The sequence below is a fragment of the Achromobacter xylosoxidans A8 genome (assembly GCF_000165835.1).
GTDB lineage: Bacteria > Pseudomonadota > Gammaproteobacteria > Burkholderiales > Burkholderiaceae_B > Achromobacter > Achromobacter xylosoxidans_B.
In genome coordinates this window covers 4,806,476-4,819,036 of the sequence record NC_014640.1, presented here as the reverse complement: position 1 = coordinate 4,819,036, position 12,561 = coordinate 4,806,476, and the positions used below count along the sequence as shown (strand labels likewise).

General features: G+C 64.3%; 11 protein-coding genes. 3 read left to right on the top strand and 8 right to left on the bottom strand.

The genetic code is table 11. The annotated features are described in order from the left end of the window. Nucleotides 1–11: 11 nt before the first annotated feature. The gene (locus AXYL_RS22265) at nucleotides 12–677 is read right to left on the bottom strand and encodes a TetR/AcrR family transcriptional regulator (protein WP_013395122.1); all 666 of its coding nucleotides are present in this window, start codon (nucleotides 675–677) and stop codon (nucleotides 12–14) included. Nucleotides 678–1,058: 381 nt separating this feature from the next. Between AXYL_RS22265 and AXYL_RS22260 the strand changes: the two genes are divergently transcribed. The 3 genes from AXYL_RS22260 (at nucleotide 1,059) to AXYL_RS22250 (ending at nucleotide 5,005) form a co-directional block, all read left to right on the top strand. After that, the gene (locus AXYL_RS22260) at nucleotides 1,059–2,663 is read left to right on the top strand and encodes a hypothetical protein (protein ID WP_013395121.1); all 1,605 of its coding nucleotides are present in this window, start codon (nucleotides 1,059–1,061) and stop codon (nucleotides 2,661–2,663) included. A 564-nt stretch (nucleotides 2,664–3,227) separates the two neighbouring features. Next, a complete protein-coding gene (locus AXYL_RS22255; protein WP_013395120.1) occupies nucleotides 3,228–3,980 on the top strand; it encodes a response regulator transcription factor in 753 nt (250 codons plus the stop codon). 359 nt (nucleotides 3,981–4,339) lie between these two features. Then, nucleotides 4,340–5,005: a response regulator transcription factor gene (locus AXYL_RS22250; protein ID WP_013395119.1), complete on the top strand. Its 666-nt coding sequence runs from the start codon at nucleotides 4,340–4,342 to the stop codon at nucleotides 5,003–5,005. A 117-nt stretch (nucleotides 5,006–5,122) separates the two neighbouring features. Here AXYL_RS22250 and AXYL_RS22245 read toward each other — a convergent pair whose 3' ends face one another. Genes AXYL_RS22245 through AXYL_RS22215 form a run of 7 tightly spaced genes read right to left on the bottom strand, consistent with a single transcriptional unit; the run spans nucleotide 5,123 to nucleotide 12,534 of the window. Next, entirely contained in the window at nucleotides 5,123–6,394 is a 1,272-nt protein-coding gene (locus tag AXYL_RS22245) for a glycosyltransferase WbuB (RefSeq protein WP_013395118.1), read from the bottom strand. Further along, the gene (locus AXYL_RS22240) at nucleotides 6,391–6,951 is read right to left on the bottom strand and encodes a putative colanic acid biosynthesis acetyltransferase (protein WP_013395117.1); all 561 of its coding nucleotides are present in this window, start codon (nucleotides 6,949–6,951) and stop codon (nucleotides 6,391–6,393) included. Before AXYL_RS22240 ends, AXYL_RS22245 begins: the two co-directional genes overlap by 4 nt. Next, on the bottom strand, nucleotides 6,948–7,835 hold the full coding sequence (locus AXYL_RS22235) for a glycosyltransferase family 2 protein (RefSeq protein ID WP_013395116.1): 888 nt from the start codon (nucleotides 7,833–7,835) through the stop codon (nucleotides 6,948–6,950). The genes AXYL_RS22240 and AXYL_RS22235 overlap by 4 nt, the downstream gene beginning before the upstream one ends. 13 nt (nucleotides 7,836–7,848) lie before the next feature. Next, nucleotides 7,849–8,979 (bottom strand): glycosyltransferase, encoded by a 1,131-nt coding sequence (locus AXYL_RS22230; protein WP_013395115.1) that lies wholly within the window; start codon nucleotides 8,977–8,979, stop codon nucleotides 7,849–7,851. Beyond that, complete coding sequence (locus AXYL_RS22225) at nucleotides 8,972–10,267, bottom strand: O-antigen ligase family protein (protein ID WP_013395114.1); 1,296 nt, start codon at nucleotides 10,265–10,267, stop codon at nucleotides 8,972–8,974. The genes AXYL_RS22230 and AXYL_RS22225 overlap by 8 nt, the downstream gene beginning before the upstream one ends. Before the next feature lie 27 nt (nucleotides 10,268–10,294). After that, nucleotides 10,295–11,197 (bottom strand): glycosyltransferase family 2 protein, encoded by a 903-nt coding sequence (locus tag AXYL_RS22220; protein WP_013395113.1) that lies wholly within the window; start codon nucleotides 11,195–11,197, stop codon nucleotides 10,295–10,297. Nucleotides 11,198–11,217: 20 nt separating this feature from the next. Then, entirely contained in the window at nucleotides 11,218–12,534 is a 1,317-nt protein-coding gene (locus tag AXYL_RS22215) for a lipopolysaccharide biosynthesis protein (protein ID WP_013395112.1), read from the bottom strand. Between the last annotated feature and the right edge of the window lie 27 nt (nucleotides 12,535–12,561).

Here is a 12,561-nt window from a genome sequence, read left to right as displayed (position 1 = left end):
GCGCGTCGCGCTCAGGGCACCTGCGGCAGCGGCGCGCGCAGGCCGCCGAGCAGGAAGCTCATGAGGCGCGGCAGCAGCAGGTTCGGGTTATCGGGCTGTTCGGCGTCGTCGATGGTCCAGCCGGTGACCGAGCGCAGCAGGTCGGTGCCGATGATGGCGTACGACGTGGCGCCGAGCATGAACTGGAAGCGCCATACGATCTCGGCGCGAGGCACGTCGGGCAGGGCTGCGAACAATGCGTTGCGGTAGCGCTCAAGTACGTCCGCGTATTCCTCCGCGAACAGCGCGCGGATGAAATCCGAGGGGTCGGTCATGGTGCGTTCAAGCAGGGGCAGGAAGGTGCTGCCGGCCTGGGCGGGATCGGCCGCCAGGCGCAGCAACGTGCCGAAAAAAGCGTCCACGATCTGCGACGGCTTGAGGGGTCTGCCTTCGGCTTGCGCCTCCAGTTCATCCAAAAGGCGCAAACGCTCGCGATTCAGCACTTCCAGGCGCCGTTTGAGCACCGCCTGCACGAGTGACTCCTTGGAGCCGAAGTGGTAATTCACCGACGCCAGATTGACGCCGGCGGCCGTGGTGATCTGGCGCATCGAGGTGCCATCGTGTCCCTGCTGGGCAAACAAGGCCTCGGCGGTGTCCAGGATGGATTCACGGGTGAGGGATGGTCTGATTTCTTGCATAAGGTTGAATTCAAACGTTCGTTTAAAAACAATTATGCGTGAGAGATGGCTGAGACGCGAGCCTCGGCTATCCCCAATAGGGTTTACCACTAGCGGCACGCGCGTCGCACATTCTGGACCGGCCGGATTTTCGCCCGGCTCCACCAGAGGGATGACGAATCTCATGCGTAGGTAGTAGCGATTTCCTAGTGTATGCGCATGATTCTGAGCCATTCGTCCTCGGACTGCCGACCTAGGATGAATGTGGTCTGGAAGGGACGCGCAAAACCCCGCAGTATCAGCGCGAAGACAAGAATCTGTCGCGCCCCTGAATACGCACTGGCTAGCCCGTTCGCCGTACCGGACGGAAGGCCGATAAGCCCTGGCACAGGAGCAGGAGAAATGAAAACCTACAGAGTGGGACTGCTGGTTGACGGGTACGAGCAACCCGGCTGGATGCATGAGATGGTGGATTGGCTCACGCATAGCCAGGATTTTGAAGTCGCTGCTTTGCTGGTGATGAACCTGGAAGGCGGGGATAAGTCTCCTCGCCTGAGTACGCGCGCCCTGTTTGGCGTCTTGTCGCGCCTGGAAGCGCGGTTGTTGCCGGCCAAGCAGCGGCAGGCGCTGGCCTGCCGCGACATGCGCGCAAGCATGCCGCCGGATACGGCCGCCGTCCTGTCGCTGGCGCCTGGCATGCCAGCGGCCGAGGCGCAAAGCCAGGTCGCGGCGCAGGCCCTGGATCTGGTCATCACATTGGGCGCATCGCCGGCCACTCGCGAGCAAATGGCGGGTTGGGCGCGCCTGGGCGTGTGGCAACTGAGTTATTCCGATATTGCGGTGGCGACCAGCCGCTATGCCGGCTTCTGGGAGGTCTTCCAACGCGAGGACCACACCACGGTAAAACTCTGGCGCGTGGGGCCGCGGGAGGATCAGGACGAACTGCTGGACCAGCGCAGTTTCAACACCGAAGTGTTCTGGTTGAAGAATCAGGCGCGCGCGTTCAGCCTGGGAAATTTCATGGTGTACGACGCGTTGCAGGCGCTGGCCCGCGTCAAGCAAGGCGTGGCGCCGCCCGCCATGCAGATCATGAGCGGCCTGCGGCGCGAGGATCCGGTGGAGTGGGATAGCGCCGCATATATTGCGCGCCAGGCATGGTTAATGTCGGATTTGGTTGTGCGGCGCATCATGAAGCGCAATGTGCGCTGGCGGATTGGTATGTTTCCGTCTGCCCGGCAGCAGGCGGTCGTGTCCGAGGCCATGGTGTTGCAGCCGCCCAAGGGCAGATTCTTCGCAGATCCGTTTGTATATACCCAGGATAAAAAGCCATATATATTTTTCGAGGATTACGATTTTACCTCCCGCAAGGGCACGATCTCGGTCGCGACCTACTCGGACGGGGCTTTCCGCCTGCTGGGGACGGCCTTGAACCTACCCTATCATTTGTCGTTCCCGTATATATTCGAGCACGAAGGCGTTACCTACATGGTGCCGGAAACCTGCGGAAATCGCAGTATAGAGCTATGGAAATGCACCGATTTCCCGCTTAAGTGGGAGCTTGATGTAAATCTCATGACTAATATATCCGCCGTCGATACCATTATTTTCAAGCACGGAGAATATTGGTGGTTATTAACAAATATCGACCGGACCGACGGCCAAAGCCATTGCGATGAGCTCTTCGCATTTTTCTCGGATTCGCCGCGCTCGACCGAGTGGACGCCGCATGCCTGCAACCCCATCGTCCGCAACCCCATGCGGGCCCGCAACGCCGGAATCGTTGTGTCGCCTGGCGGAGAGGTGATCCGTTGCGCCCAATACCAAGGCTTCTGCCACTACGGCAAGGGCGTGTCGCTGAACCGGATCGAGGAGTTGTCGCCCTCCACCTACGTGGAAACGGACGGCGAAATCCACTACGCGAGCTTCCTGAGAAAACGCCATGCTTCAATGCACCATTGGCATCATCAGGGCGGCCATACGGTATTTGACTTCGCCTATATGGAGTAAATCGTGCCGGAAACGCAAAAATAAAAATGTTACCTATATTTCGATTACGAGAAAGACGCACGGGCTTGATGTGTCCGCGGAAACATATAGACAGTTGTTGCCTTGATTCCGGAACTTCCAGGCCGCGCCCGGCGGATGCCGCGGCGCGGCTTTTTTATGGCTGTAACAATGGCCTGCCTTAGCCGGAAGCCCGTGCCCGCACTGCATGTTCCATAGGGAAAGCGCAAGCTCCGTATGGGGAATTGCTGGTGAAAACCCTAGCGCCGGAACGGCTGAGGAGCGCGTCTCCTCCGTATTTACGATGATGATTAAGGCTAACGAATGATTTCTGTTTTTGTCGGATTATATCGAGCCGAAACGTCTTGATTTTGACAATTTCGAACCATAAGATGGGTCCATGCCATCCGTTATGTTGGCTACCAAAGTCTCCCAGCCCAAATGCCCCGGGCCAGCTTCATTAGATACTCCGGGATATTGCAGACTCGCACTGCGGGGCTGGAAAAAAAATAGTCTTCAGCACAGCGAAGATCCCTTCTAGGCCCGTCGAAAAACCGGGAGGACACCATGGCCAAGATGGTCCTGATTGAAGCCCATCCGCTCCTGCGGTTGGGGTTGTGGCAGATTCTGAGCAAGTTGGATGATGTGTGGGAAATCGAGGGGATGGGTTTGGCTGACATCTCCAAGGCGGACGGCGTGCACGCGGGCGCCGATCTGCTGATCTACGGATTGCCGGTGGATACCGACGAAGCATGGAGCGCGCTGCATGAAATCCAGCGCGTGCTCACGCCCAAGCGGATTCTGCTGCTGACGGACGTGATGCCCCTGCCCATGCCGGTACAGGGCCTGCCCGGGGCCAGCGTCTACGGTTGCCTGATGAAGACGGCTTCGGTGGAGATTCTTGAAGCGGCCATTCGCCTGGTCATGGCGGGCGGGCAGTGCTTCCCCAGCGAACAGGCATTGCAGGCTCCGGCGCAAGCGGTCTGCGCCTTGCCGGCCAGGGACGCCGACGATGCCGCCGCCAGCAAGGGTTCCATGCCCGTCAGCGCCGGCGCGCAGCTGTTGCAGATCACGCCGCGCCAATACGAAGTGCTGGTGCTGCTGGCGCGCGGTTATCCGATCAAGACCGTCAGCAGGATGTTGAACATTTCGGTGGCCACGGCCAAGACGCATGCGTGCACGCTCTACCAGCGCTTGCATGTCAAGAACAAGGGCGAAGCCGTATACGCGGCGCTGCAGCGTGGCGCGACCTTGGAATGGCATGAACCCAATGGCAGGGATGTGGACGCCGGGCAGCTCTATGGGCGCAAGCTCGGGTAACCAAGGCAGGTTGCGCTGCCTGCCCGGCAGCCTGGGACGTTCGCGTTCCATTGCTGCCGGGAATGCGCATAGCCATCCTGGCTAATTCATACACAGCAGTATCCGCGGTCGCAGTGCTGCTGCATTCCTCCACCAATCATCCTCCTGAACGAGATTCAGCGAACGTAGCCGCTGATAGCATGGGTTGTGTCCGCAAGTCTGGATCGAGAAGGCGAACCACTCCGCCTCGCCATCGCGATCCAGCGCCGCGGACGAGATTCCCGTGAGGTCGGTGACGCCAGCAGCCTGCCGTTGCAGCAATGATGCGCCAGCGTCATGGGAACCGTGTATGGGCCATGCGTCACAAGGTTCCCCCCGGGATGACAACCGTACTGATCGAAGACTACGCTCTGCTCCGTGTCGCGATCCAGCATGTGCTGGAGCGTGCGCGGAACACCGATGACATTCTGGCCATCTCGCCAGCCCAATTGCTCACCATGTCCAGTTCGATCAACCGCCCAGTCGAGTTGCTGGTGATGGGTTGCAGCGGCCTGGCCGAGCAGGACGTTGGCCTCCTGTCCCAGTCGATGGCGTTCTTCATGCCGCGGCTGGTGCTGGTGCTTTACTCGGTGCTGGACCCGGGCGTCATGGCGGCGTGTGCGCGGGCAGGGGTCGCGGGCTACATGCCCAAGGCCTCCAGTCCCGACGCGCTGGCGGCTGCGGTCAGCCTGGTGATGGCGGGCGGCGAATGCTATCCGCAGCCCGCGGCCCGACCTCAGGGCGCATCGCATCCGCCAACCCAGGAACTGAGGGAATTGACGCAACGGCAGGAAGAAATCCTGCAATTGCTGGTACAGGGCAAGACCATGCGGGAGATCGGCCAGCAGGTCGGCATTTCCGTGGCCACGGTAAAAAGCCATGCGCGCACCCTGTACTGGAAGCTCAACGCGCGCAACCAGGCGGAGGCGGCCTACATCGCGGTGCAGATGGGGCTGGTCAGAAGCGGCAATGGCTCGACGCCAGCCAAGCACGATCCCGACGCGTAGGATGGCGCAAGCGCGGAAGTTCCGATGCGGGAACTCCGCCTTCGGACGCGCGCAAGCCATCGACAAGCGCAGCCAGGAAATTGAGCCCCGCAGGGCGTCGATGGGTCAGGCGCGCGATCAGGCGCCTGTGTTTGCGTCGGATTGCGCCGCGCGGGCGGCACGTTTGCCCTTGGCGCCGATGAGGTTCTCGAATTCCTGTTCGGCCGCAGCGAGCACGCTGTCCACATGCAGGTGCGCCTGCGCATACTGGCGCGCCGCAGCGCCCAGCGTTTCGCGGATCTGCGCGTTGTAGCTGAGCTTGCGCACGGCCTCGGCCATGGCGGCGCCGTCTTCGGGCGGGGTCAGCAGGCCGCAGCGCGCCACCACGCCGGCCAGCTCGGTGCCGGGCGACGCGCCGCACACCACGGGCCGGCCGCTGGCCAGCATGCCGGTCAGTTTGGACGGCATCACCAGGTCGGCGGCGCCGGCGCGTTGCGGCAACAGATGGATGTCGGCGGTGTTCAACAGTTCACCGAGGCGTTCGGCTGGCTGCAGGTCCAGGAAGACGACGCGGGCCAGGCCCTCGCATTGCTGTTGCAACGGCGCGCGCTCGGGCCCCTGGCCGCAGAACACGAACCACAGCCGCGTCTCGCGGCCGAGCCTGCGGGCCACGTCGGCCAGGGTCTGCAAGCCTTGCTTGCCGCCCATGTTGCCTGAATACAGCGCGACGATGGCGTCGTCCGGTATGCCCAGTTCGGCCCGATATCGGCCGCCGGCTTGTGGCGCGATCGCATCCACGTCGATCCAGTTCGGCAGCAGCACGGCGCGCCCTGGGTCTACGCCCTTGGCCCGTGCCAGGTCCAGCATGCGATTGGAGATGGTGGAGACGCGGTCGAAGCGGCGCATCAGCCAGCGTTCGGCCCGGAGCACCGTGGCGCGCAGGCCGGCGCCCTTGAGCAGCCCCAGCTCGAACGCGGCGTCGACTTCGTAATCCTGGATGTGCAGCCAGGCGCGGGCTCCGCAAAGCCGCGCGGCCAGCCAGGCGGCGGGCGCGCAGAAGAGCGCGGGTTCCACCACCAGGATGATGTCCGGCCGCCCGGCGGCGGCGCGCAACAGCGACGGCAGGCTGGACAGGGCGAAACTGGCCAGGTGGATCAGGCGCTTGAGGCCGCCCGGACGTCCGGGCACCCAGAGCGGGGCGCGGCGCACGGTGACGCCGCGCAGGATTTCCTTGCGGTAGCGGCCGGCGCGGTAGCCCTCATGCACCTGCCATTGCGGGTAGTAGGGCGGGGCCGTGACCACGCTGACCTCGTGGCCGCGCGCGGCCAGCCATTCGGCCAGCTCGGCGCTGTACTTGCCTATGCCGGTGAGTTCGGGCGCGTAGTTGATGCCGTAGATGAGGATTTTCATGCCGGGCCAGCCTGGCGCGGGCGGATGGGACGGCACGGGTTGCCGTGGCAAATCATGGCGGGCGGCATGTTGCGGAACACCGAACTGCGCGCGCCGATCACGGCTTCGCGTCCCACGGTCACGCCGGGGCCGATGAACACGTCGGTCGCCACCCAGGCGCCGTCCTCGATGCGCACCGCGCGCTCGCGCAAGGGGAATTCAGGCTGCCCCGCATCGTGGTCGGCGGCGCACAGGTAACTGCGCTGCGACACCACGGCGTGGGCGCCGATATGGATGGGGCCCAGGCTGTAGATGACCGCGTCGTCGCCGATCCAGGCGTAGTCGCCGATTTCGACTTTCCACGGATAGGTCACGGTGGCGGTAGGCCGGATCAGCACCTTGCGGCCGACCTGCGCGCCAAAGCAGCGCAACAGCCAGCGGCGAAAGCCATAGGCCACCTGCGGCGACCAGCGGAACAGCGTCGCCTGCACCGTCCACCAGAGCTGCACGGTCAGGGCGGAGCGGCCGCGCTGGCCAGGCGCCAGCGCGAAACGGTCCAGACGTTGCAGGGCGCTCATTTGGCGGCCCCCGCCACGGCGTCGTCGCGCGCGGCGGCAGCGCTGGCCTGCCGCGCCTTCTGGATTTCCTCGGTCTTGATGCGGATCTGCCAGTAGTACATGGCCCGCGCCACCGCGTAGTCATAGCCGGCCTTGCCGTCCAGGAAGCCCAGGCGGAAGACATAGGAATGCAGGAACGAGGTGAGCGCCTTGAACGGCATGGCCTGGAAGATGCGCTTGAGCAGGGCGCGCGCGCCCACATTGGCCTCGCGCGGATCGTTCATCAGGCCCTTGGTGCGCAGGTTCGCTTCCCAGTCGGAATAGCGGTTGTGCTTGTCGAAGTAGTGAAACAGCGAATCATGGTCGTTGTGCACCATGCGCTGGCGCAGGGCGAAGGTCTCGCCTTCCACCTGCGGCTGATAGTGGCCTTCCACTTCCCACATGTGAGCCACGTCCAGGTCATCGTAGTCCAGGAAGCGCGAGCGGTCGCGGGCCAGCAGCGCAAGCTTGTAGACGCGGTGTCCGTGCTCCAGCTTCTTGCCGCAGAACACGTAGTCGAACGGCACGAAGGCGCCGCCCGTGCCCGCCGCGAAGCGCGGCAGGACTTCGCGGATCTCGGCGGCCAGGCCCGGCGTCATCTCTTCGTCCGCGTCCACGTAGAGCACCACGGGATGCGAGAACGGCAGCTGCTCCAGGCACCACTGCTTCTTCTTGGGATACTTGCCGTTCCACTGGAAATTCGAGACCTTGGCGCCCAGCGCCGTCGCCATCGCGCAGGTGGCGTCGGTACTGTTGGAGTCCACCACGAAAACCTCGTCGAATTCGACCAGCGCCTTCAGGCATTTGTTGATGTTGCGTTCCTCGTTCTTCGTCATGACGACGACCGATACCGGTATCTTCTGCATGATGCTGTCCTGTTCAGGGCGTGCCGCGCTGCATCAGCGGGCGGAAGAGGGCGATGACGTTGCGGCAATGCCGTTCCAGGGAAAAGGCGTCGGCGCGTTCGGGCCCCTGGACCGCAAGCCTCTCGCGCATCTCCGCGTCGTAGGCCAGGCGGCGAACCGCCTCGGCCAGGGCGGCTGCGTCGCCCACCGGAACCAGCAAACCATAGCGGCCGGAATCCAGGATTTCGGCGGGGCCATGCGGACAGTCGGTGGAAATGACCGGCACGCCCAGGCATAGCGCTTCCACCAGCACATTGCCGAAGCTCTCGCGCAGGGAAGTCAGGGCGAAGGCGCCGGCGCCCGCGATCACTGGAAACGGATTGTCGATATGGCCGGCCAGGGTGACCGGGGTGCGGGAGCCGCTTTCATCGATGCGTTTCTGCAGGGCGGCGTGCTCGGACCCTTCGCCCAGGATGGTGAAGCGGATCCCGGGGTCGTCCAGCAGCGTGGCCGCGTCTATCAGCGTCGCATAGTCCTTCACCGCTTCGAGCCGGCCCACGGCCACCACATGGTAGGGCGCGGATTGCAAGGCTTCGTCCGCGCCGCGGCCGCCCTGCGCGCGGACATTGTCCAGCGGCACGCCGTTGTAGATGGTGTGGACCTTGCCGCGCAGCGGCGGAAACATGCTGACCAGGTCTTCCTTGACGCCGCGCGATACGCCGACCACCGCATCGTGGCGGCGGTAGGTCTGGCTGACCAGCCAGCATTTCAGGCGCCGCATGCGCGAGGCGCCGTAATGGATGGCGGGGCTGCTGTGCTCGAAGGCGACCGTGCTGAACTTGCCGCGCAGCAGCTTCTTGGCCACGATGACCAGCATATTGCACAAGAGGCCGTGCGAGCAGACGATGGCGGGCTTGTCGCGCCGGATCTGCCGGAGCAGCTTGAAGAAGGCCACGGGCAGCATCAGCCGCAGCGCGGCGGGAGATTCGTTGACAGGCAGGGCTCGGGTGACTTTGGGGTTGGCTACGGGGTATTCGCGGATGCGCGAGCGCAGCAGGAACAAGGCGGAATCCACCCCTTGTTCCGGCAAGGCATCCACGATGAAAGCGACACATCTTCCTACGCCGCCGTGCAGGTCTGGCGCAACAAACAAGACATCAGGCATGTGGGATCACTCGAGTTGGCGTCCGGCGCGCAACGTCCGGACGGTGGCTGGGGGCGGATGTCGTTCCTTGTTCTGGCACGGGCATGAGCTGGGCATTGCGCATGAGCGACAGGCAATAGCACAGCAGGAAGCCGGTGAAGGCGGTCTTGGGCGCGTAGGCCAGGCCGCCGGAAAGCGAGTCGATGAAGATGTAGATGGGAGCGGTGGCCAGCAGGTAGCGCCGGTGCAGCTCCAGGCCCGGATGCGCATATCGTCGCAGCAGGGTCAGCAGCAGGATGAGCACGGGCGGCAGCATGATCATGATGGTCCCGACCACGCCGAACTTCATCAGATAAAAGGCCCAGGAGTTGTGGGCGAAGGTGCTTAGCTCGAAGCCGTTCTCGCCCATGACCCAGCTGCGAAAGCCCGCGCCCTTGCCGAACACCGGGCTTTCGGCGAAGAAGTCCATCTGCCCCTGCATTTCCTGGACGCGCGCGCCATAGCTGGAGTCTTCGTCCAGGCGCTCGACGCTGAAGATGCGATTGGTCAAAACGTCCAGGTAGCCGATGCTGGCGAACACCAGCACGCCGGCGACCGCGGCGGGCGCGAAGACCAGGACGGCGCGCCGCCGGATTTCGGGGCCCGCGCCCAGCAGCACGGCGATGATTACCGAGATCGCCAGCTGCAGGTATTGGCTGCGGTTCAGTGAAAACACCAGGGCCAGCAGCATGTAGACGGTCAGCGCGTAGGCCTTGGGTCCGGAAACATTGAGGGTGCGCCGGAAGTACAGCAGCGACACCACGCCGAACGGAATGGCCCAGACGCCCAGCCGCACGTTGCGCAGCGGATTCGCCACGCTGAAGCCCTGCAGCTGCTCGGCCAGCATCAGGGTGGCGACGGCCAGGCAAGACGCCACGATGTATTTCTGCAGCACCGCATAGGCTGCCGGGCTGTCGATGTCCTTGTAGCAAAGAAAGGGCGTGCACAGGAAATAGAACACGATGCGCAGGTCGCGCGCCACGTCGCCGGTCTCGATGCCCGGGTGGTGTAGCGATACCAGCAGCAGGTAGATCACCGACAGGGCCTGGATACCCAGCAGCATGCCCAGCGGGCCGCGGGGAAGCGCATAGGCCGCGGGGTCCGCGAGCCGCAGCGCCTTGACCACCAGCATGGCGACGAACAGGAAATCGAAGGGCGACAGCTTGAAGCTGCCGACCCCCAGGACGAAGCGGTCGTCGTTCAGGGCCAGCGCCGTGAAGGCGAACAGGCCCAGCAGATGCAAGGTGGAAAGGCGGCGGTGCGTGCTCATTGCGGCTCTTCTCTGTTTGGACGGGCGCTAGTGCGAAGCCCAGTCGTCGCGTCCGAATATCTTGGTGGTCAGCTTTTCGAACAGATAGGACAGGTCTCCTTGGCGCGCATGCGCGGCCACCTTGGACGCGCGGCAGGACAGCTCGAACAGCTTGCCCAGGCCCGGTTCCGTGCGGCGGATGCGCGTGACGATCTGCTCGCGCTCCTCCAGCAGCACGTCCTGCATCAGCGCCGTCTTGGTTTCGTCATGGGCGGTGTACACGCCCATGGCGTCCGGCACGATCAGGTTCTTGCCTTCGCGCAGCAACCGGCTCCAGAGTTCCAGGTCCATGCAGTAGCGCATGCTCTCCTGCAGCAGTCCGTACTTCTGCAACAGGTCGCGGCGGAAGATCGCCGACTGGTTCGGGATGGACGCCTTCACCACCGTAAGCGTGCCGCGGTTGACCGGGGTGTAATGGATCTTGCGGAAGATCTTGTTGTCGGCGTCGGCGACGAACAGATTGCCGCTGACGATAGGCGCGCGTCCCTTGGACGCCGCGGCGCCCAGCTTGCGCAAGGCGCCGGGGAAGTACAGGTCGTCGGAGTTCTGCCAGCCGACGTAATCGCCGGTGGCGCGTTCGAAGCCCTTGTTGATGGCATGCGACTGGCCGCGGTCCGGCGTGCTTTCCCAATAGGTCAGATAGCGCTCGTACTTGCGGATGATGTCCACGCTGCCGTCGGTGGAGCCGCCGTCGATGATGATGTACTCCAGCCGCGGATAGCCCTGGTTCAGCACGGACAGGATGGTGCGTTCCAGGAAGCGGGCCTGGTTGAACGAGGGGGTCACGATGGTCACTTTCGGCAACAGGCTGCCGGCAATCGGCGCCGGCGGCCGCAACTCGCGGACGAAGTCGATGAGCTGACGTGAATACTCGTTATGACGCTTGCGCATGTAGGACCTCAGCATGTGAGTTAACGGGTGGCCGCAGGCAAGGCGCCCGGAAAGTCGGGCCGGGATTGACGGATGGCGAGGGCCACGCCGGCCAGCGTGATCGCCGCGTAGGCCATGCGGCCCCAGGCCGCGGCGTGCTCGCCCGCCGCGTGTACCAAGCCCGCCATGACGCACAGCATCGCCAGGCCGCCCAGGCCGTTCAGGATGGCGACCGCGCGGGAATTGCCGAGCCCGAGCAGCGAGAAGTGCGCGGCGGCGTTCAGGGACAGCAGCCCCGAGGCCACGATGAGCAATCGGAAGGTGCCCAGATGGCCGCTGGCGACGTTGTCCCCCAGCAGCAGGTTCAAGAGCGGATGGCTGACCGCCAGCACTGCCAGCGTGGCGCTGGCCGACAGCACCAGGTTCCACAGCATCATGCGGCGGATCTCGTGTTCGACCGCGCCAGGGTAGGGCGGCGAAACCGACAGGCGGGTGACGCGCGGCATGGCCTTCTGGAAGATGGCGACCGACGCGGTATGGATGATCTGGCCGACCTGCACGCCGACCGTGTAGATCGCGAGCGCCGCCGGCCCCATGAGGCTGCCGACCAGCACCCGGTCCACCGAGCCGAAGGCCAGGGCGCTCAGGCTGTTCAGCCAGGACCAGCGCGAGAACTTGAAGGCGTCCATCATGGCGCCGCGGTCGCGCACCGGGCGCACCAGGATGCGGCCATAGGCGCGCGCGAACACGCGCATCTTCACGCTGCCCGCAACCAGCAGTCCCAGCGCCTGCGCCAGTCCAGTCCAGGTCGGCGAGGCCGTCAGCCAGGCCGTGGCGCAGGCCAGCGCCATGGTGCCGGTGCGGCTGAAGACTTCGCATAGCGCCGTGGCGCGGAAGTCCTCGCGGCCCTTCAGGCAGCCTGAGAACAGCTGGTCATATTGCTGCGTCAGGTAGATGGCCAGCGCGGGCATGGCCAGCATGGTCACTGCCACGCCGCCGAAGGTCGCCTCTGGCCAGCCCAGGCCCACGACGCCCCACAGCAGCACCGCGGCCAGGGTCACGACCGCCAGCGCGCAGCCGATCAGCGACATGCTCACGCCGGCTGCGCGATAGGCGCCGCCCGGCTCGTGCATGCGCTCGGACACCAGCTTGGTCGCGGTCACGGCAGCGCCCAGGTTGGCGGCGTTGCCGAAGCCGGCCAGGGCGATGATCATGGAGTACTGGCCGAAGCCCACGGTCCCCAGCTGCCGGAACAGGATGGGCAGGGCCACCAGCGCCGCGACCGGGCCGATGCCATACTCCACCAGCCCCCAGAAGGAGGCATTGCCGGCGACATGTTTCCTGAGGAATCCGAGCATGGCTGGGGCCTGTAGGCATAAGGGTTC

Coding starts and splice junctions, on each gene's coding strand:
- AXYL_RS22265 (WP_013395122.1), bottom strand. CDS start 677: ATGCAAGAAATCAGACCATCCCTCACCCGTGAATCCATCCTGGACACC.
- AXYL_RS22260 (WP_013395121.1), top strand. CDS start 1,059: ATGAAAACCTACAGAGTGGGACTGCTGGTTGACGGGTACGAGCAACCC.
- AXYL_RS22255 (WP_013395120.1), top strand. CDS start 3,228: ATGGCCAAGATGGTCCTGATTGAAGCCCATCCGCTCCTGCGGTTGGGG.
- AXYL_RS22250 (WP_013395119.1), top strand. CDS start 4,340: ATGACAACCGTACTGATCGAAGACTACGCTCTGCTCCGTGTCGCGATC.
- AXYL_RS22245 (WP_013395118.1), bottom strand. CDS start 6,394: ATGAAAATCCTCATCTACGGCATCAACTACGCGCCCGAACTCACCGGC.
- AXYL_RS22240 (WP_013395117.1), bottom strand. CDS start 6,951: ATGAGCGCCCTGCAACGTCTGGACCGTTTCGCGCTGGCGCCTGGCCAG.
- AXYL_RS22235 (WP_013395116.1), bottom strand. CDS start 7,835: ATGCAGAAGATACCGGTATCGGTCGTCGTCATGACGAAGAACGAGGAA.
- AXYL_RS22230 (WP_013395115.1), bottom strand. CDS start 8,979: ATGCCTGATGTCTTGTTTGTTGCGCCAGACCTGCACGGCGGCGTAGGA.
- AXYL_RS22225 (WP_013395114.1), bottom strand. CDS start 10,267: ATGAGCACGCACCGCCGCCTTTCCACCTTGCATCTGCTGGGCCTGTTC.
- AXYL_RS22220 (WP_013395113.1), bottom strand. CDS start 11,197: ATGCGCAAGCGTCATAACGAGTATTCACGTCAGCTCATCGACTTCGTC.
- AXYL_RS22215 (WP_013395112.1), bottom strand. CDS start 12,534: ATGCTCGGATTCCTCAGGAAACATGTCGCCGGCAATGCCTCCTTCTGG.